This is a genomic window from Kitasatospora sp. CMC57 (assembly GCF_045866025.2).
Classification (GTDB): domain Bacteria; phylum Actinomycetota; class Actinomycetes; order Streptomycetales; family Streptomycetaceae; genus Kitasatospora.
Genome location: NZ_AP035881.2, coordinates 4,403,909 through 4,423,373 on the forward strand (window position 1 = coordinate 4,403,909; position 19,465 = coordinate 4,423,373).

The 19,465-nt window shown below is 73.1% G+C and carries 15 protein-coding genes; 10 read left to right on the plus strand and 5 right to left on the minus strand.

The features are described from left to right. The first annotated feature begins 140 nt into the window (after window positions 1-140). The 3 genes from ACKUU6_RS19820 to pcrA all read left to right on the plus strand — a co-directional run bounded on the left by ACKUU6_RS19820 (window position 141) and on the right by pcrA (window position 4,989). Window positions 141-1,505, plus strand: coding sequence for a PspC domain-containing protein (locus ACKUU6_RS19820; protein WP_407989898.1), 1,365 nt, complete (start codon window positions 141-143; stop codon window positions 1,503-1,505). Further along, window positions 1,498-2,187 (plus strand): LuxR C-terminal-related transcriptional regulator, encoded by a 690-nt coding sequence (locus ACKUU6_RS19825; RefSeq protein ID WP_407989899.1) that lies wholly within the window; start codon window positions 1,498-1,500, stop codon window positions 2,185-2,187. The genes ACKUU6_RS19820 and ACKUU6_RS19825 overlap by 8 nt, the downstream gene beginning before the upstream one ends. Window positions 2,188-2,373: 186 nt before the next feature. Continuing rightward, window positions 2,374-4,989, plus strand: coding sequence for a DNA helicase PcrA (pcrA, locus tag ACKUU6_RS19830; protein ID WP_407989900.1), 2,616 nt, complete (start codon window positions 2,374-2,376; stop codon window positions 4,987-4,989). Between the two features lie 66 nt (window positions 4,990-5,055). Here pcrA and ACKUU6_RS19835 read toward each other — a convergent pair whose 3' ends face one another. Both ACKUU6_RS19835 and ACKUU6_RS19840 read right to left on the minus strand, forming a co-directional pair. Then, window positions 5,056-5,427, minus strand: a complete 372-nt coding sequence (locus ACKUU6_RS19835; protein WP_407992173.1) for a nuclear transport factor 2 family protein — start codon at window positions 5,425-5,427, stop codon at window positions 5,056-5,058. Continuing rightward, the gene (locus ACKUU6_RS19840; protein WP_407989901.1) at window positions 5,346-5,594 is read right to left on the minus strand and encodes a hypothetical protein; all 249 of its coding nucleotides are present in this window, start codon (window positions 5,592-5,594) and stop codon (window positions 5,346-5,348) included. The genes ACKUU6_RS19835 and ACKUU6_RS19840 overlap by 82 nt, the downstream gene beginning before the upstream one ends. Window positions 5,595-5,703: 109 nt before the next feature. Here ACKUU6_RS19840 and ACKUU6_RS19845 point away from each other — a divergent pair, with 109 nt between their 5' ends. Together ACKUU6_RS19845 and ACKUU6_RS19850 are read left to right on the plus strand one after the other, a co-directional pair. Further along, window positions 5,704-6,516: a LysR family transcriptional regulator gene (locus ACKUU6_RS19845; protein ID WP_407989902.1), complete on the plus strand. Its 813-nt coding sequence runs from the start codon at window positions 5,704-5,706 to the stop codon at window positions 6,514-6,516. A gap of 171 nt (window positions 6,517-6,687) precedes the next feature. After that, entirely contained in the window at window positions 6,688-7,095 is a 408-nt protein-coding gene (locus tag ACKUU6_RS19850; protein ID WP_057231203.1) for a cobalamin B12-binding domain-containing protein, read from the plus strand. A 91-nt stretch (window positions 7,096-7,186) separates the two neighbouring features. Here the strand turns inward: ACKUU6_RS19850 and ACKUU6_RS19855 are convergent, their stop codons facing one another. Then, a complete protein-coding gene (locus ACKUU6_RS19855; protein WP_407989903.1) occupies window positions 7,187-8,755 on the minus strand; it encodes a DUF5691 domain-containing protein in 1,569 nt (522 codons plus the stop codon). A gap of 218 nt (window positions 8,756-8,973) precedes the next feature. Beyond that, complete coding sequence (locus ACKUU6_RS19860; protein ID WP_407989904.1) at window positions 8,974-10,275, minus strand: SWIM zinc finger family protein; 1,302 nt, start codon at window positions 10,273-10,275, stop codon at window positions 8,974-8,976. Between the two features lie 270 nt (window positions 10,276-10,545). Here ACKUU6_RS19860 and ACKUU6_RS19865 point away from each other — a divergent pair, with 270 nt between their 5' ends. From ACKUU6_RS19865 to sucD, 5 genes are all read left to right on the plus strand, one after another. Next, the gene (locus tag ACKUU6_RS19865) at window positions 10,546-11,655 is read left to right on the plus strand and encodes an ATP-binding protein (protein ID WP_407989905.1); all 1,110 of its coding nucleotides are present in this window, start codon (window positions 10,546-10,548) and stop codon (window positions 11,653-11,655) included. A gap of 54 nt (window positions 11,656-11,709) precedes the next feature. Beyond that, window positions 11,710-14,187: a DUF5682 family protein gene (locus ACKUU6_RS19870; RefSeq protein ID WP_407989906.1), complete on the plus strand. Its 2,478-nt coding sequence runs from the start codon at window positions 11,710-11,712 to the stop codon at window positions 14,185-14,187. Then, window positions 14,184-15,368 carry a VWA domain-containing protein gene (locus ACKUU6_RS19875; RefSeq protein ID WP_407989907.1) on the plus strand — a complete coding sequence of 395 codons (1,185 nt, stop codon included), beginning with the start codon at window positions 14,184-14,186 and terminating at the stop codon, window positions 15,366-15,368. Before ACKUU6_RS19870 ends, ACKUU6_RS19875 begins: the two co-directional genes overlap by 4 nt. A 464-nt stretch (window positions 15,369-15,832) precedes the next feature. Further along, window positions 15,833-17,005: an ADP-forming succinate--CoA ligase subunit beta gene (gene sucC / locus ACKUU6_RS19880; RefSeq protein WP_407989908.1), complete on the plus strand. Its 1,173-nt coding sequence runs from the start codon at window positions 15,833-15,835 to the stop codon at window positions 17,003-17,005. Between the two features lie 16 nt (window positions 17,006-17,021). Beyond that, entirely contained in the window at window positions 17,022-17,906 is an 885-nt protein-coding gene (gene sucD, locus ACKUU6_RS19885; protein ID WP_407989909.1) for a succinate--CoA ligase subunit alpha, read from the plus strand. 92 nt (window positions 17,907-17,998) lie between these two features. Here sucD and ACKUU6_RS19890 read toward each other — a convergent pair whose 3' ends face one another. Beyond that, window positions 17,999-19,450, minus strand: a complete 1,452-nt coding sequence (locus tag ACKUU6_RS19890) for a sigma factor-like helix-turn-helix DNA-binding protein (protein ID WP_407989910.1) — start codon at window positions 19,448-19,450, stop codon at window positions 17,999-18,001. Between the last annotated feature and the right edge of the window lie 15 nt (window positions 19,451-19,465).

The following is a 19,465-nucleotide window of genomic DNA, read 5'->3' on the forward strand; positions in this document are numbered from 1 at the left end:
AAGGATCGGGGGTGGCACCCTGATGCGCCGGGGGCGGCGGACGTGTGACCATCGGTGGCGTGGCAGCACCCGGCACCGATCCCAGACCCCTCGCACCCGAAGGACAGCGCGGTCCTGACGCGCCGTCAGCCGATCCCGGGGTGGAGCCTCCGCCGTACCGCCGGCTCTACCGGAGCCCGCACGGGCGGATGCTCGGCGGCGTGGCGCACGGGCTGGCGCTGCACCTCGGCCTGCCGGTCACCTGGGTCCGGGTCGCCTTCGTGCTGCTGTTCTTCGCGCAGGGGATCGGGGTGCTGCTGTACGCGGCGTTCTGGTTCGTGGTGCCGATCGGCATCGGCCAGCCCGCGCCGGGCGGCGGGCCGCGCTGGGCGTACGTCAACGGCGGCTTCGTGCCCGCCGACTCGGTGGTCGGCGGCAGCGAGCTGCGCAAGGGCCGCCCGCGTCGGATCGGCCGGCTGCGCGAACTGCTGCAGCGCACCTTCCACGGCGAGACGGCGGTGACCGGGGAGTTCACCGCGGACGCCCGGCCGACCCGGGGCGGGCTCGGCCAGTTGCTCGCGCTGCTGCTGCTGGTGGTCGGGATCATGGCCCTGCTCAGCGCCCTGCACATCCAGACCGCCAAGCCGTACATGTGGCCGCTGCTCACCATCGGGGTCGGCGTCGCGCTGGTCTGGCGGCAGGCCGACGACTCGCGGTGGCAGCGCTGGTTCGGCCTGGAGGAGGGCACCAGGCGGCGGGCCGCGTACACCAGGGTCGGCGCGGGGGTGCTGCTGGTGGTGGCGGGCACCGTCGGCTTCCTGATCCTCCAGGGCAGCGACTCGACGGTGTCCTCGGTGATCGAGGCCGCGCTCGCGGTGCTGGCCGGCGTGCTGGTGCTGGTCGGTCCGTACGCGCTGCGGATGTGGCAGGACCTGGGCGCCGAACGGACCGCCAGGATCAGGGCCCAGGAGCGGGCCGAGATCGCCGCCCACGTGCACGATTCGGTGCTGCACACCCTGACGCTGATCCAGCGCAACGCCGATGACGCCAAGGAGGTGCTGCGTCTCGCCCGGGCGCAGGAACGGGAGTTGAGGCTCTGGCTGTACCGTCCCGAGGCCGCCGCCGAGGCCGCCCCCGACACCCTGGCCGAGCGGATCCGCTCGGTGGTGGCCGAGGTGGAGGACCGGCACGGGGTGGCCGTGGAGCTGGTCTGCGTCGGCGACTGCCCGATGGACGACCGGATCGCGGCCCAGATCCAGGCCGCGAGGGAGGCGACCGTCAACGCCGCCAAGTACGGTGGCGGGGGACCGGTCCAGGTCTACGCCGAGGTGGAGGGGCGGACGGTGTCGGTGTTCGTCCGCGATCACGGGCCCGGCTTCGATCCCGACAGCGTGCCGGAGGACCGGATGGGCGTACGGGAGTCGATCATCGGCCGGATGAAGCGCAACGGCGGCACCGCGAGGGTGCGGCCCGCGCCGGACGGCGGGACCGAGGTCGAGCTGGAGATGGAGAGAGCAGATGACTGATGCTGTGGCGGGGTCCGTGCCGGACCGGGTCGCCCGGGTGGTGCTGGTGGACGACCACCGGATGTTCCGGACCGGGGTGCGGGCCGAGATCGGGCGTACCGAGGTCACCGGCATCGACGTGGTCGGGGAGGCCGACGACGTCGAGTCGGCGGTCCAGGTGGTGGCCGAAACCCGGCCCGACGTGGTGCTGCTCGACGTCCACCTGCCCGGTGGCGGCGGCGTCGAGGTGCTGCGGCGCTCCGCCCCGCTGATGTCCGACCCGAACGGGGTCCGGTTCCTGGCGCTGTCGGTCTCCGACGCCGCCGACGATGTGATCGGCGTGATCCGTGGCGGCGCCCGCGGCTACGTCACCAAGACCATCACCGGCACCGACCTGGTCAACGCGATCTTCCGGATCTCGGACGGCGACGCGGTGTTCTCCCCCCGGCTGGCCGGCTTCGTCCTGGACGCCTTCGCCGCCACCGACACCCCGCCGGTCGACGAGGACCTCGACCGCCTCACCCAGCGGGAGCGCGAGGTGCTCCGGCTGATCGCGCGCGGCTACGCGTACAAGGAGATCGCCAAGCAGCTCTTCATCTCGGTGAAGACGGTGGAGTCGCACGTGTCGGCGGTGCTGCGCAAGCTGCAGCTGAGCAACCGGCACGAGCTGACCCGCTGGGCGACGGCCCGACGGCTGGTCTGACGGCTGCGAACCGCTCGGCCGGCCGGCCGGCCGCGTCGGTGGCCGCAGGGCAGTCCGCGGGGCAGTCCGCGGTGGTGCGTGGGGTGCTTTGCGGGCGGGCAGTGGTCGCGGGGCGGTCCGGGTGGGCGGAGGGAGTGGACCGTTTCCTCCGGAGGTGTCGGTGCGGGCCCATAGACTCGTAGGGCCATGACTAGCCTCTTTGACGACCTTCCGCTCCCCGGCTTCGAGCTTCCGTCCTCGGCCAGGTCGCAGCAGCAGCCGCCCGCAGACCAGCCCCCGTACGAGGAGGAGCCGCCGCCGTACGACGAGGTGCCGTACGACTCGTACGAGGAGGCGATGCCGGACGGACTGTTCCAGACGGATCACGCGGCGCAGGCCGAGCGGGACGCGTTCTACCGGAACGGTGCGGCGCGGACGGTGATCGATCCGGTGCAGTTGCTGGAGGGGATGAACGACCCCCAGCGGGAGGCCGTGGTCCACTCCGGGGCGCCGCTGCTGCTGGTGGCCGGGGCCGGGTCGGGCAAGACGCGGGTGCTGACGCACCGGATCGCGTACCTGCTCGGGGCGCGCGGGGTGCAGCCGGGGGAGATCCTGGCGATCACGTTCACCAACAAGGCCGCAGGCGAGATGCGGGAGCGGGTCGAGGCGCTGGTCGGGCCGCGGGCGCGGGCGATGTGGGTGTCGACGTTCCACAGCGCGTGCGTGCGGATCCTGCGCCGGGAGAGCAAGGTGCTCGGCTTCACGTCGAGCTTCTCGATCTACGACATGGCGGATTCGCAGCGGCTGATGGCGCTGGTCTGCCGGGATCTCGACCTCGACCCGAAGCAGTTCCCGCCGAAGTCGTTCACGTCGAAGATCAGCAACCTGAAGAACGAGCTGATCGACGAGGAGACGTACGCCGACCAGGCGGCGAACCCGATGGAGAAGAAGCTCGCCGAGGCGTACCACCTCTACCAGCGGCGGCTGCGCGAGGCCAACGCGCTGGACTTCGACGACATCATCATGACGACGGTGAACCTGCTGCAGGCGTTCCCGGACGTGGCCGAGCACTACCGGCGGCGGTTCCGGCACATCCTGGTGGACGAGTACCAGGACACCAACCACGCCCAGTACATGCTGGTCAGGGAGTTGAGCGGTGGAGCGGTGGCCGCGCAGCCGAAACGGACGGTGGACGGCGACTACGTGAACCCGGCGGCCGGGCGGCTGTCCGAGGTTCCGCCGGCCGAGCTCTGCGTGGTGGGTGACGCGGACCAGTCGATCTACGCCTTCCGCGGCGCCACGATCCGCAACATCCTCCAGTTCGAGGAGGACTACCCGAACGCGACCACCATTCTGCTGGAACAGAACTACCGCTCCACACAGACCATCCTGAGCGCCGCCAACTCGGTGATCGAGCGGAACACCGGCCGCCGGGAGAAGAAGCTCTGGACCGCCGGGGAGCACGGCGAGAAGGTCATCGGCTACGTCGCGGACGACGAGCACGGCGAGGCGCAGTTCATCGCGGACGAGATCGACCGGCTGACGGACGCCGGGGACGCCCGGCCCGGTGACGTGGCGATCTTCTACCGGACGAACGCGCAGTCCCGGGTGTTCGAGGAGGTGTTCATCCGGGTCGGCCTGCCGTACAAGGTGGTCGGCGGGGTGCGCTTCTACGAGCGCAAGGAGGTCAGGGACGTGCTCGCGTACCTGCGGGTGCTGTCCAACCCCGAGGACACCGTGCCGCTGCGGCGGATCCTGAACGTGCCCAAGCGCGGCATCGGCGACCGCGCGGAGGCGATGATCGACGCGCTCTCGCAGCGTGAGCGGATCAGCTTCGCGCAGGCGCTGGTGCGGGTGGACGAGGCATACGGGATGGCCGCCCGCTCGGCCAACGCGGTGCGCAAGTTCAACGAGATGATGGCCGGGCTGCGGCAGATCGTCGAGTCCGGGGCGGGCCCGGCGGCGGTGCTGGAGGCGGTGCTGGAGGAGACCGGGTACCTGGCGGAGCTCCAGGCATCGACCGACCCGCAGGACGAGACCCGGGTGGAGAACCTCCAGGAGCTGGCCTCCGTGGCGCTGGAGTACGAGCAGGACCCGGGCGAACGGCCGGAGGGCGACGACGAGGGCACGCCGCCGGTCGGCTCGCTGGCGGACTTCCTGGAGCGGGTCGCGCTGGTGGCCGACTCGGACCAGATCCCCGATGACGAGGACGGGGCGGGCGTGATCACGATGATGACGCTGCACACCGCGAAGGGGCTGGAGTTCCCGGTGGTGTTCCTGACCGGCATGGAGGACGGGATCTTCCCGCACATGCGGGCGCTCAACCAGGTCAAGGAGCTGGAGGAGGAGCGACGGCTCGCGTACGTCGGGCTGACCCGGGCGCGGGAGCGGCTGTACCTGACCAGGTCGGTGCTGCGCAGTGCGTGGGGGCAGCCCTCGTACAACCCGGCCTCGCGGTTCCTGGAGGAGATTCCGGTCGAGCTGGTGGAGTGGAAGCGCACGGGTGCTTCGGCGGTGCCGGCTTCGCGTGGGTTCTCCTCGTCCGGCTCGGGTGGCTCCGGCGGCTCGGGTGGTTCGGGAGTCAGGAGGTCGGCGGGGCCTGCGAGTTCGCCGAAGGCGGGCTGGGGTCAGTCGGCCCGGCGGGTCACCGAGCGGGAGGCCGTCTCGCTGGCGGTCGGCGACCGGGTCACCCACGACAGCTTCGGGCTCGGCACCGTGGTGGCGACCTCCGGAGTCGGGGACAAGGCGCAGGCCACGGTGGACTTCGGTGCCACGGGGCGCAAGCAGCTTCTGCTGCGGTACGCGCCGGTCGAGAAGCTCTGACGGGCTGTCGGCTGCGCTGCGGCTCGCGTCGCCTTCGTTGCGGCGGCTGACACCTCGTCCGGTGTGTCAGCCGCCGAAGATGGCGACGGGGTCGCCGGCGTACCAGACGTTGTCGATGTGCAGGCGGCGGACGGTCCAGCGGGCGCCGTCCCGGACCAGGTCGACGGCGTAGCGGTTCTTGAGCAGTGCGTGGGTGGTGGGGTCGGCGGTCAGCAGGTGCTGGGCCTCGACGATGGCGGTCAGTGCGGCCGTGTCGCCGGCCACGGTGATCCGCGCGTTGGTCACCACGTGGGTGGTGATGACCCGGCCGGCGAACATGGCGAGGATGTCGGTGACGATGGCCTCGCGTCCGGTCATCAGCGGCGGTTCGCCACCCCACTTGGCGGCGGCAGGACGGAAGTCGAGCTCAACGTCGGGGGCGAAGGCGGAGGCGAACAGGGCCTTGTCCCGGAGTCCTGGCCGAGACCGAAGCGGAGCAGCGCGTCCAGGATCTCGGTCCGGTCGCGCAGTTCGCGGAGCAGGGCGGTGGAGTCCTCGGCGGGGGCGGAGTCGTGGGTGGCGGTGGACACGGTGGCGTCGAGGGCGTGGTCGGTGGTGACGTACATCGGGGGCTCCTGGTGTTCGGTGGTGGTTCCACTCTCGGGCGGGGCGCCCCTTCGATCAACGTGCTTCTGCGCAAGGATCGTTGAGCCGCACTTAACGGTGGGAGAGGGCATGCTGGAACGGCAGGAGCTGGAGATCTTCCTGACGCTGGCCGAGGAGCTGCACTTCGGTCGTACGGCCGAGCGGACGCGCGTCTCGACGGCCCGGGTCAGCCAGACGATCGGCGCGCTGGAGCGCCGGGTGGGGGCGCTACTGTTCCGGCGGACCAGCCGACGGGTGGCGCTGACCGCGATCGGGAGGCAGTTGGAGCAGGACCTGCGGCCGGCGTGGAGCCCGGTCGAGGCCGGGTTCGCGCGGGCGCTCAACGCGGGGCGCGGCTTCAACGGGGTGCTGCGGGTCGGCTTCACCGGGACACCGGGCGGACAACTGCTGGTCGATGTGGCCGAGTTGTGCGGGCAGCGGCAGCCGGAGTGCGAGGTGGTGATCCGGGAGGTGCAGCCGGGTGACGCGGCGCCGTGGCTGCTGGCGGGCGAGGTGGAGCTGCTGCTGACCTGCCTGCCGCTGGCCCCCGAGGAGCTGGTGGCGGGGCCGGTGTTGGTGACCGAGCCGCAGCTGCTGGCGCTGCCGGCCCGGCATCGGCTGGCGGGGCGGGCGGAGGTCTCACTGGCGGAGCTGGGCGACCTCCGGATGCTGGGGGCCGAGACGTCGCTGCAGGAGGCGCTGACGCTGGTCGGGGCCGGGCGGGCGGTCTTTCCGGTGGGGGCGCACGTCCGCCGGTACCACCCGCGGCCGGATGTCGGGTACGTCCGGCTCCAGGGTGCCGATCCCTCGGAGTGGCGGCTGCACTGGCGGGCGGACGGGGTGACCGCCCGGGTCCGGCTCTTCGAGGAGGCCGTGCGGGAGCTGCTCGGGGTGGCGGCCTGACAGGTTCCGGAGGCCGGGGGTGTTGTGATTTTCCCCTCCTCTGGGGAGGGGACTCCGTCAACGGGCCCCGGGAGCGCTAACCTCCCCTCAGATTCGTTATCGGTGGTTAACCACGTGCGCGCCCGATCAGGTCGGCCGCTGTGGTGGGACGACGTGGTCCAGGAGGCAGTCATGGGTGTGTCAGGGCCGATCCGTGTGGTCGTCGCCAAGCCGGGGCTTGACGGCCACGACCGGGGCGCGAAGGTGATCGCGCGCGCCCTGCGGGACGCCGGTATGGAGGTCATCTACACCGGCCTGCACCAGACGCCCGAGCAGGTCGTCGACACCGCCATCCAGGAGGACGCGGACGGCATCGGCCTGTCGATCCTGTCGGGCGCTCACATGACGCTCTGCGCCCGGGTGATCGAGCTGCTCAAGGAGCGGGACGCGGCGGACATCAAGGTCTTCTGCGGCGGGATCATCCCCGAGGCCGACATCATCGAGCTCAAGCGGATCGGGGTCGCGGACATCTTCACCCCGGGCACCCCGACCCGCGACGTGGTCGCCTGGGTCGAGGCGAACCTCCGCGTCGCCAGCTGATCCCAGAGCCTGGCGGTCGGCGTGATCCGGGTGATCTGGCTGACCTCGGGTGGTCGGGTGGCCGCGTCGATGGGCCGGGTGGCCGAGTGGGTCAGCCGGCCAGTTCGGCGAGCATGACGGCCCTGAACCGGAGCGTTTCGGCGAGCCGGGCCAGGGTGTCCGCCCAGGCCGAGTTCGGTGTCGCGTCGGCGGCCAGGGCGGCGACCGCGGGCGCGGTCTCCGGCGCGAGGGCTCGCTCGGTCATGCCGAGCACCCCGCTGTGACTCCACGGGTACGCCCCCGAGGCGGCGGCCCGCTCCAGCGCCGCCACCACGGCGGTGCTCAGCGGCGGCGTCCAGGGCGTGGCGCAGGCGCCCAGCAGCTGGAACGCCTCGCCGAGCCCGTGGCTCTGGATGATCGCGGCCGTCCAGGCAGCCCGTTCGGACTCCGGCAGGACGGCGAGCAGCCGGGCCGGTGCGCCTGCGGCCGGTGTGTCCGACGCCCCGGCCGCCCGGTTGCCGGTCCGGCGGGGGGCAGGACCGAGCAGGGCGCGGGCCCAGCCGACGTGCTGCTGGCGGACCGCCGCGCGAGCCCACGCCTCGTGCAGGTCCGCCGCCCAGTCGGGACCGGCCGGGTCGGCGTCGCTGACGGGCAGCCGGAGCAGTTGGTCCGGGGTGAGGCCGGTCTCCGTCGTCCAGTACGCGAGCGGGGCCGCCGCGATCACCTCGCCGAACCACCACGCCCGCTGCCCCCGGCCGGTGGGCGACTTGAGCGGTATGCCGTCCCGCTGCATCCCCGCGTCGCACTCCACGGGCGGGCTGACCAGGAGCCGGGTGCCCCCGGCCTCCTCCAGGCGTACGGCGGCCCGGGCGCGCTCCGCCATCCGTACGGCGAGGGCGGACTCCGGCAGGGTGGAGAGCAGTTCGGCGGCGGTGGCCCGGACGTTCCTGCTCCGGTCGGCGAGTGCCGCCTCCAGGAAGCTCTCGTCGGCGAGGGACAGACCCTCGTGCAGGGCGTCCAGGAAGAGCAGCCGGTCCTCGGCGCGCTCGGTGGACCAGGTGCCGCGCAGCAGGCTCAGCGCGGCGTCCGGCTCGGTCCGCCGCAGGCGGGAGATCAGGGTGACCCGCTCGGCGAACAGGCCCTCCAGCCAGAGCTGTTCGTCCGGCTCGGCGGCCGGCTGCTCGGTGACGGTGCGGTGGACGTACTTCCAGTCCGGATTCTGCCCAGCGAGCCAGCGGCCGAGCGGACCGGCGAGGGCCACCACGTCGGGACGCAGCTCGCTGCGGGCCCGCGCCGCGTCCAGCAGCGCCGGGACGGCTGCCGCCGGCGCCCGGTAGTCGTACCGGCGGGCGGTGACGAGCCACTGGGGGAGCAGCTCGCCCAGGTTGGCGGTGCCGGTGAGGTGGCCGCCGAGCAGGACGGTCAGTCGGTGTACCGCTGCTGACGGAGGCTCAGGGCGGGTGTCCTCGGCGGCCGGTGCGGGTGGCTGGACCGCAGGATCGGGGCGGGCCCCGGCGCGGCGGCGGACGGTCTCCAGCGCCGCCAGATCGAGCAGCGCGGTGGCCGGATCCGACCGGTCCACCTCGGCCGCCGGGCCGGTCGGGGTGGGCGGGAGAGGGCGGCGGTCGGTACCGAGCAGGGCGGTGGTGTGCAGCTCCTGCCAGGTGTCGGTGATCGTCATCGAGGGCTCCTTGGAGACACATGGTGCGGAAGGCAGGGGTCGAGGCGCTGCTTCGGCTCAGCAGCGCGGGCGGTCGACCCCGGCCACGGGTCGAGGCGCCCGACCGTTCACGTGGCGATCACGCTCCTCAGGTCGGCGTCGCCCACGCGCAGCCCCGGGCCCCTGCGTGGGCGGCGGAGGAGTTGCCGAGCCCCTCTCTGTCGATCCGCCGTGGCTGTCTAAGTGAGCTGCGTCGCAAGCCCGTTGGTGGGCCAGGCGGTGACTGGGGCGAAGCCGCGGTGGCCGGACTCGCCGAAGACGGTGAGTGGGTGGCCCGCCGAGAGGGCGGCGAGGCGCCAGAGGGCCGCCTCGGGGCAGCTGCCGGTGCGGACCGGCAGGCTGTGCTGGCCATCCGTCAGGCGCCAGCCGTCGCTGCCGAGGACGGGGACCACCCCGGTGAGGACGGTCGGCCAGGACTCAACCCAGGGGTCCTCGGCGACCGCCCGGCCGTACTCGGCGACCGCCTCCCCGGGCGTCATGCCGTCGGGCACCGAGGCATCCGGCTCCGGCTCGCCGTACCGGGTGCCGAGCACGGCCCGCAACGGGCGGACGCCGGGGTGGAAGGCGAGCTCGGCCTCCAGCAGGCGGCCGACGGGCAGGGCGAGTTCGGGGGCCCGGCCCGGGCCGCCGAAGGCGAGCAGTACGGCGGGACGGCCGGTCTTGGCGCCGCGCACCCAGATCCTGCGGGTAGTGAGCCGGTCGTCGGCGGTGTCCCGGGAGCCGAGCACCAGCCAGCGGTCGCGGACCGTCGGCCCGGCCAGCACCTCGGCGGTGTCGGCGGGGACGCCGACCCGGTTGCGGACGGTTGCGGCGAGCTCCTCGGGCAGCTGGTCGGCCCGGCCGACCGCGCCGGCCAGCAGGTGCAGCAGCGCGTACTCGGCCAGCCGCTCCTGGCTCGGCAGGTAGCTCAACTCCCGCACCTGAGCGGCAAGCCGGGGGGCCTGGGCGTCGACCATCCTGGCGGCCACCTCGTCCCAGCCGCCGGGCGGCTCGTCGGCCAAGCCGTGCCTGACCCGGTCGGCCAACCGGAGCCGCAGCTCGGCCGCACCGGCCGCGATCCGGGAGCTGCGGCGGGCGGCCCTGCGGGCGGCGGCGACCGGATCGGCCGGCGCGACCCCGGCGGCGGCCGCCGTGCGACGGGCGGCCGTCTCCTGACGGCTGCTCAGCCACTCGGCGACCCAGTCCGGCGGGGTGGCGGCCGGGACCGCCTCGCCGCTGCCGCTCCAGAGCAGCAGCAGTCCGAGCGCGTGCTTGCACGGAAACTTCCGGCTGGGGCAACTGCACTTGTAGACGGGCGTGGTGAGCTCGACGGCCGTGCGGTACGGCGTGCTCCCGCTGCCCTTGCAGAGACCCCAGAGCGTGCCCTCGCCCTGGCCGGTCGCGGACCACGGGGGGGTGGCGGACAGCTTGCCCGCGGCCTTGCGGGACGGCTGGTCGGGGGCCAGGGACAGGACGTGTTCGGTGCTCCAGCGTTCCTCCATGCCGATGACGCTAAGAGAAGGCACTGACAACGGAGCGGCCCGTTCACTCGAACTGATGATCTGTCACTTCCTGCCCTGGAATTGTCAGTCCCGGGGTGCATGGTTGGTCTCGCAGCCCGGGAACGGATGTCCGAACCGGGGCCTGTCCTCACTGGTGAGACGCCTACGCCCAGTCGACCCCGACTTCTCCGTCCCCTGCGACAGCCCTGTCCTCAGCCTGTCCTTGCGCTTGCCCCCGAGCCTGCCCGCGGCCGATCCGAAGGAGCCCTGATGACCACTCGCACGAGTGCCCCCGAGACCAGCGAGGTGCTCCGCGAGCACGCCGAGGACGCCTTCGCCGCCGAGCTCGCCGCCCTCGCCGCGCAGGACGACCGGCCGCGCCCCGAGCGCTGGCGGCTCTCGCCCTGGGCGGTGGCCACCTACCTGCTGGGCGGCACGCTGCCCGACGGCACGGTGATCACGCCGAAGTACGTCGGCCCGCGCCGGATCGTGGAGGTCGCCGTCACCACGCTGGCCACCGACCGTGCGCTGCTCCTGCTGGGCGTTCCCGGAACCGCCAAGACCTGGGTCTCCGAGCACCTCGCCGCCGCCGTCAGCGGCGACTCGACCCTGCTGGTGCAGGGCACTGCGGGCACCCCCGAGGAGGCGGTCAGGTACGGGTGGAACTACGCCCAGCTGCTGGCCAACGGCCCCAGCCGGGCCGCCCTGGTGCCGTCTCCGATCATGCGGGCGATGGCCGACGGACAGATCGCCCGGGTCGAGGAGCTGACCAGGATCCCGGCCGACGTGCAGGACAGCCTGATCACCATCCTCTCGGAGAAGACCCTGCCGATCCCCGAACTCGGCCTGGAGACCCAGGCGGTGCGCGGCTTCAACCTGATCGCCACGGCGAACGACCGCGACCGGGGGGTCAACGAGCTCTCCAGTGCGCTGCGCCGCCGGTTCAACACGGTGGTCCTGCCGCTGCCGGGCTCGCTGGAGGAGGAGGTCGACATCGTCACCCGCCGGGTCGGCCAGCTCGGCCGCTCGCTCGACCTGCCCGCGCTCCCGGAGGGCGCGGAGGAGATCCGCCGGGTGGTCACCGTCTTCCGCGAGTTGCGGGACGGCGTGACCACCGACGGCCGGACGAAGGTGAAGACGCCCAGCGGCACCCTCTCCACCGCCGAGGCGATATCGGTGGTCACCAACGGCCTGGCCCTGGCGGCCCACTTCGGCGACGGCGTGCTCCGCGCGAGCGACGTGGTCTCGGGAGTCGCGGGCGCCGTGCTGCGCGATCCGGCCACCGACCGGGTGATCTGGCAGGAGTACGTGGAGGGCGTGCTCCGGGAGCGGGACGGCTGGAAGGACTTCTATCGCGCCAGCCGGGACAACTCCCGCTGACGGCCGGTCCGGTGGAGCAGCAGCAGTGGACGACTTGTTCGAGGGGAGCACGGTATGAGCGACGCAGCGGTGACGTTGCTGGGCATCCGGCACCACGGCCCGGGCTCGGCCCGGGCGGTGGCCGCCGCACTCGAACGGCTGCGGCCGGACGTGGTGCTGATCGAGGGGCCGCCCGAGGCGGACGCCGTGGTCGGGCTGGCGGCCGAGCCCGGTATGGTGCCGCCGGTCGCCCTGCTCGCCCACGCGGTGGACGACCCCTCGAAGGCGGCGTTCTGGCCGTTCGCCGCCTTCTCCCCGGAGTGGGTGGCGATCCGGTACGCCCTCGATCAGGGCGTGCCCGTCCGCTTCATCGACCTACCGGCGGCGTACGGCCTGGCGTCGGGTGCGGAAGTGCCGGGGGGCACTCCCGCACCGGGCGACCAGGCGTCTGACGGCCGGTCACCGGGCGGCCGGGCACCTGGCGATCAGGCATCCGACGGCCAGGCGCCCGAAGTCCTCGACGCCGAGCGGGAGTCGCCGTACGACCCGATCGGACAGCTGGCCGCCGCAGCCGGTCACGCCGACTCCGAGAGCTGGTGGGAGGACGTGGTCGAGCACCGTGCCCCGTCCGTCGATCCGGCGGCCGACGCGTTGGCTCCGTTCAGCGCCGTCGCCGAGGCGATGACGGCGCTGCGCGAGCGCGCCACCACCAGCCGTCGTGACGAGCTCCGCGAGGCGTACATGCGCCAAGCGGTCCGCGCCGCCCGGCGGGCGCGGTACGCGCGGATCGCGGTGGTCTGCGGTGCCTGGCACGTCCCGGCGCTGAGCAGCATGCCGACCGTCGCCCACGACCGCGCCCTGCTGGCCGAGCTGCCGAAGAAGGTGCGGACGGAGATCACCTGGGTGCCCTGGACGCACCGCAGGCTCTCCCAGCACACCGGCTACGGCGCGGGCATCGACTCGCCCGGCTGGTACCACCACCTGTTCACCAACGGCGCGTCGGGCGGCGGGAGTCCGGGAGGCCGGGCGCTGGCGCACTGGATGACCAGGGTCGCCGAGCTGTTGCGGGCGGAGGACCACCCGGTCTCCTCAGCCCACGTGATCGAGGCGGTCCGGCTGGCCGAGACCCTCGCGGCGATGCGCGGACGCCCGCTGGCCGGGTTGGCCGAGACGCTGGACGCCGTCCGGGCGGTGATGTGTGACGGCTCCGAGCTCGCCCTCGCCCTGGTCCACGACAGGCTGGTGGTCGGGGACACGCTCGGCGAGGTCCCCGAGTCGGCGCCGACCGTGCCGCTGCAGCGCGACCTGAGCCGGCTGCAGCGCAGCCTGCGGCTCAAGCCCGAACCGGAGCCGCGCGAGCTCGACCTCGACCTCCGGAAGGAGAACGACACCGCCCGCTCGCTGCTGCTGCACCGGTTGCGGCTGCTCGGCATCGACTGGGGCAGCCCGGCCCGTTCCACCGTCAACTCGACCGGCACCTTCCGGGAGAGCTGGCGGCTGCGCTGGCAGCCTGAGTTCGCGGTCCGGATCGCGGTGGCCGCCCAGTGGGGCACCACCGTCGAGGCGGCCGCCACCGGCCGCGCGGTCGAGCGGGCCGCCCGGGCGACCGCCCTGCCGCAGCTCACCGAGCTGGTCGAGCACTGCCTGCTGGCCGAGCTGCCCGCCGCGCTGCCCGCCGTGATGCGGGCGCTCGCCGACCGGGCCGCGCTGGACACCGACGTCGCCCAACTCGCCGAGGCACTCCCGGCCCTGGTCCGGGCGCTGCGGTACGGCGACGTCCGGGGCACCGACAGCGCCGCCCTGGAGGGCGTCGCCCGGGGCCTCGCCGACCGGATCTGCGTCGGGCTGCCACCGGCCTGCATCGGCCTCGACGCCGAGCAGGCGGGCGTCCTGCGCGGCCACCTGGAGGGCGTGCACGCCGCGATCGGCCTGCTGGAGGCGGACGAGCCGGGCCGGGCGGCCGGGCCCGCCGACTCGCTCGGCGAGCGCTGGGCCGTCACCCTGCGCTCGCTGGCGCGGCGTCAGCCCCTGAGCGGGACCGGTAGCGGGGCCGGCGTGCCCGGGCTGCTCCGTGGCCGCGCCACCCGGCTGCTGCTGGACGGTGGGCGGATCGACTCCGAGGAAGCCGGCCGGCGGCTCGGCCTGGCCCTCTCACCGGGCAGCCAGCCGGCCGACACGGCGGGCTGGGTGGAGGGCTTCCTCGCCGGCAGCGGCGTTCTGCTGCTGCACGACCCGGCGCTGCTCGGCCTGCTCGACCGCTGGCTGAGCGGGGTGCCCGCCGAGGCGTTCACCGACGTCCTGCCGTTGCTGCGGCGGACGTTCGCCGCGCTGGAGTCGGGGGTCCGCCGCACCGTCGGGGAGCGGGTCGCAGCCGGTGCCCTGGACGGCACCGCACCCAGCTCGGCCGTACCGGCCGCCGAGCTGGACGTCGAGCGCGCCGACGCCGCCCTGCCGGTGCTCACCCTGCTGCTGGGCCTGGGCGGCGCCGCCGTCGGCACGTCCACCGCCGTGGCCCGGATCCCCCGTCAGACCGACCGCAGGAGTGCCGGATGACCACCACTCGGTTCCACACCACCTCCGACACCCCCGAGCAGGAGCGGCTCCGCCGCTGGCGCCTGGTGCTCGGCGGCGACGCCGACGGGACGGGCTGCACCCTCACCGGCCGGGACGCCGCGATGGACGGCGCGCTCGCCGCCCTCTACCGGGGCGCCGAGGCGGCCGGCTCCGGCGGCCGGTCCGGCACCGCGAGGACGGCCGGTCTCGGCGGATCCGCCCCGCAGGTGGCCCGCTGGCTGGGAGACATCCGGAAGTACTTCCCGACCTCGGTGGTGCAGGTGATGCAGCAGGACGCGATCACCCGCCTCGGGCTGGAGCGGCTGCTGCTGGAGCCGGAGATGCTGGAGGCCGTCGAGCCGGACGTGCACCTGGTCGGCACCCTGCTCTCGCTCCGCCACGCCCTCCCCCAGACCACCAGGGAGACCGCCCGGGCGGTGGTCGGCAAGGTGGTCACGGACCTGGAGCGCAGGCTCGCCGACCGGACCAGGACCGTCCTCGGTGGCGCCCTCGACCGCAGCGCCAAGGTCAACCGCCCCCGGCACCGGGACATCGACTGGGGCCGCACCATCCGGGCCAACCTGACCAACTACCTCCCCGAGCACCGCACGGTGGTGCCCGAGCGGCTGGTCGGCTACGCCCGGGCACAGCGAGCGGTGAAGAAGGAGGTGATCCTCTGCGTCGACCAGTCCGGGTCGATGGCCCCCTCCGTGGTGCACTCGGCGGTGTTCGGCGCCGTGCTGGCCTCGATGAAGAGCCTGTCCACCCGGCTGGTGGTCTTCGACACCTCCGTGGTGGACCTGACCGAGCAGCTCACGGACCCGGTGGACGTGCTGTTCGCCACCCAGCTCGGCGGCGGCACCGACATCAACCGGGCGCTGGCCTACTGCCAGTCCAGGATCACCCGGCCGGCCGACACCGTGGTGGTGCTGATCAGTGACCTCTACGAGGGCGGCATCCGGGACGAGATGCTCAAGCGTGTCGCGGCGATGAAGGCGTCGGGCGTCCAGTTCGTCGCGCTGCTCGCACTCTCCGACGAGGGGGCTCCCTCGTACGACCACGCGCACGCCGCCGCGCTGGCCGCGCTCGGTGTGCCTGCCTTCGCCTGCACGCCGGACGCCTTCCCGGAGATCATGGCCGCCGCGATCGAGCGCCGCCCGCTGCCGGTCCCGGAGGGCTGACGGAGTGGATCCGACGAGGTGACGGAGCGGGTGACCGGCGACGCGCCCGGCAAGGAGTCGATCCGACGGGCGGCGGAGCCCGAGAGCGGCGACGCGCCCGGCGGCGGAGAGCTGACGGAGTGTTGGGCGCGATTCACCCATACGTGCGATGCGTCGGCCCGGCTCACCGCCCGCCTCACCGGACCGGTGCACCGGTGGTGAGCTGGGCAGGCGACGCGCCCGGAAGCACCCGTTGTGACGGTTCTCACCAAAGCCGAGCGGGCCCCGGGCGAAACAGGCCCGTCGTCCGGGGATAACCTGCCACACGGACGTGACGCGCGTGTTGATTGACGTGTGCGCCCGTGGCTGTGTGGGCCGCAAGGCCGTATCTCTGCGTACCCGCCAGCCTCGACGACCCGCAGCGAAGATCCTGCCGTGGCACGCTCGAAGAGACACAATCCGCGACCACGAACAAGGACAAACACGTGGACCTGTTCGAGTACCAGGCGAGGGACCTCTTCGCCAAGCACGGTGTTCCCGTGCTTGACGGCGATGTCATCGAGACCGCCGCAGACGCTGCCGCCATCGCGGAGCGCTTCGGCGGCCGCGCCGTCGTCAAGGCTCAGGTGAAGGTCGGTGGCCGAGGCAAGGCCGGTGGCGTGAAGCTCGCCTCCGACCCGGCCGACGCCGTCGCCAAGGCCGAGGCGATCCTCGGAATGGACATCAAGGGCCACACCGTCAACAAGGTGATGCTGGCTCAGACGGCGGACATCAAGGAGGAGTACTACGTCTCCTTCCTGCTGGACCGCACCAACCGCACCTTCCTGGCCATGGCCAGCGTCGAGGGCGGCGTGGAGATCGAGGTCGTCGCGGAGGAGAACCCCGACGCGCTCGCCAAGATCCCCGTCGACGCCAACGAGGGCTGCACCCCGGAGAAGGCCGCCGAGATCGTCGCCGCGGCCAAGTTCCCGGCCGAGATCGCCGACCAGGTCGCCGACGTGCTGGTGAAGCTCTGGAAGGTCTTCATCGCCGAGGACGCGCTCCTCGTCGAGGTCAACCCGCTGATCAAGTCCGGTGACGGCAAGATCATCGCGCTCGACGGCAAGGTCTCGCTGGACGAGAACGCCGAGTTCCGTCAGCCGCACCACGCCGAGCTCGAGGACAAGGCCGCCGCCAACCCGCTCGAGGCGGCGGCGAAGGCCAAGGGCCTCAACTACGTCAAGCTCGACGGCGAGGTCGGCATCATCGGCAACGGCGCGGGTCTCGTCATGAGCACCCTCGACGTGGTCGCGTACGCCGGTGAGGAGCACGGTGGCGTCAAGCCCGCCAACTTCCTCGACATCGGTGGCGGCGCCTCCGCCGAGGTGATGGCGAACGGCCTGGAGATCATCCTGGGCGACACCGACGTCAAGTCGGTCTTCGTCAACGTCTTCGGTGGCATCACCGCGTGCGACGCGGTCGCCAACGGCATCGTGCAGGCGCTCGCGCTGCTCGAGGAGAAGGGCGAGGCGGTCACCAAGCCGCTCGTCGTCCGCCTCGACGGCAACAACGCCGAGCTGGGTCGCAAGATCCTGACCGACGCCAACCACCCGCTGGTGCAGCAGGTGGACACCATGGACGGCGCGGCTGCCCGCGCCGCCGAGCTGGCCAACAAGTAAGGAAGAGGACTACATCATGGCTATCTTCCTCACGAAGGACAGCAAGGTCATCGTCCAGGGCATGACCGGCTCCGAGGGTATGAAGCACACCCGCCGGATGCTCGCCTCGGGCACCCAGATCGTCGGTGGCGTGAACCCGCGCAAGGCCGGCACCACGGTTGACGTCGACGGCACCGAGGTGCCCGTCTTCGGCTCCGTCGCCGAGGCGATGGAGAAGACCGGTGCCGATGTCACCGTCATCTTCGTGCCGCCGAAGTTCACCAAGGACGCCGTCGTCGAGGCGATCGACGCGGAGATCGGCCTCGCGGTCGTCATCACCGAGGGTGTCCCGGTCCACGACTCGGCCGCCTTCTGGGCGTACGCCGGTGCCAAGGGCAGCAAGACCCGGATCATCGGCCCGAACTGCCCCGGCCTGATCTCCCCCGGACAGTCCAACGCGGGCATCATCCCGGCGGACATCACCACCACCGGCCCGATCGGTCTGGTCTCCAAGTCGGGCACCCTGACCTACCAGCTCATGTACGAGCTGCGGGACCTCGGCTTCTCCTCGGCCGTGGGCATCGGCGGCGACCCGGTCATCGGCACCACGCACATCGACGCCCTGGCGGCGTTCGAGGCGGACCCGGAGACCAAGATCATCGTCATGATCGGTGAGATCGGCGGCGACGCCGAGGAGCGTGCGGCGGCCTACATCGCCGAGCACGTCACCAAGCCGGTCGTCGGCTACGTCGCGGGCTTCACCGCCCCCGAGGGCAAGACCATGGGCCACGCCGGCGCCATCGTCTCGGGCTCCTCGGGCACCGCCCAGGCGAAGAAGGAGGCCCTCGAGGCCGCCGGTGTCAAGGTCGGCAAGACGCCGTCCGAGACCGCTCGTCTGGCCCGTGAGCTGATCGCCAAGTAAGGCTCGCACTCGCCACGGAGGCCCCTCACCCGATCTCGGGTGGGGGGCCTCCGGCGTTCGGCCGGGCTTGGATCGAGCTGGGACTGCGGGGCTCAGTGCCCTGCCGGCTCCACGCCGTGCGCGGCGGACGGCAGCAGTGGGCCGGGACAGAGCCGCAGCGGTGGACAGGGCCTGGCCGGGACGGTGATCGGCAGCGGTGGGAGGGGCGGCGCGGCAGCCGGTGCCGCCGTCAGCCGGAACAGGTTTCCGGCCGGCCGGACGGCGGCTGCGAACCCGGCCGGAGCAGCTGCGGCAGGAGTAGCTGCGACCGGGGCGGAGCCCAGGGGCACGGCCTGCCCGGGTGTCGGGCCGCACCAGTAACTGCGCAGCCCGGGCCCAGGTCCGGTGCCCGGCGCCGCGGGCCCCGCGCTGCCGCTGGTGGCGGTCGAGCAGACCGGACCGGGCCCGAGCCGGGCAGGGCGGAAGAGCTCTGACGGGCCGTTGCCGGTCAGGGTCGCCACTATCGCGGCCGTCATGGCCAGGGTGACCGCTCCCGCGGCTGCGGCGGCCAGGCCGGAGCGGGCCCAGCCCCGGAGCGTGAGCAGCCGGCTCGACGGCGTCCTGGGCGCGGGACAGCCGTGCACCGCGGCCTGGTGCAGCAGCGCACCGAGCCGGGGGCCGAACTCGGGATCCGCCGGGTCCGAACCGACCAGGGCGGGGACCGTCCTGGCCAGTGCGGCCCGGGCGCTGAGCACCCGTCCGGTCGCCGCGGCGGTGCTGGACTGCACCTCGAACGCCACCTGCCCGACGGGCAGTCCGAGCGCGTCGTGCAGCACCAGCGCCCGGCGCTGCGGCCTGGTCAGCCGCTTGAGGGCCTTGAGCAGATCGCGGTCGCGCGGCGTCAGTCGGTCCTGGTCGGGGTGCGGCAGGTCGGACAGGGGATGCACCCGGATCTGACGGCGGGGCAACCGGAACAGGTGCGCCCGGCGCGGACCGCCCCGGTGCCAGACCGCCTGCGCGGTCTCGAAGGCGTACTCCCGGACCCAGCTCTCCGGGTCCGGCAGCGCGGACACCTCGGGCCAGCGGCGTCCGGCGGCGGACAGGGCCAGGTGCACCGCATGGACGGCACGGTGGCGGCAGCCGGTGAGCAGGAAGGTCTGCTGCACCAGCCGGGTGTGGCTCACGGTGCAGAGCGCCTCGAAGTTCGCGGGGCGAGCCGCAGCCGCAGCCGCAGCCACGGCCGCCGCTTCCGGTACGGCGGGAGCCGCCGGCGCCGGCCGCGCGGTCGGCGCGGGGGAGAGCCGGCCGGCGAGGGCGGCGGCGTCCTCCCGGGTGCGTACGCCGAGCTTGCGCATCGCGCGGTGCAGATGGGTGCGGGCGGTGGCGGGGGCGATGCCGAGCTGTTCGGCGATGGCCCGGGTGTCCAGGCCGGTCGCGAGCAGGGCGAGGGCCTGGGCCTCACGAGGTGTCAGCAGCCGCAGCAACTGGCCGGAGTCGGCGTGCGGGCGTGTCGGCGCGGGCGAGGTCACCGCGCCGCCCGGGACAGACGGGCCGAAAGTAGACACATAAATAGATAATCC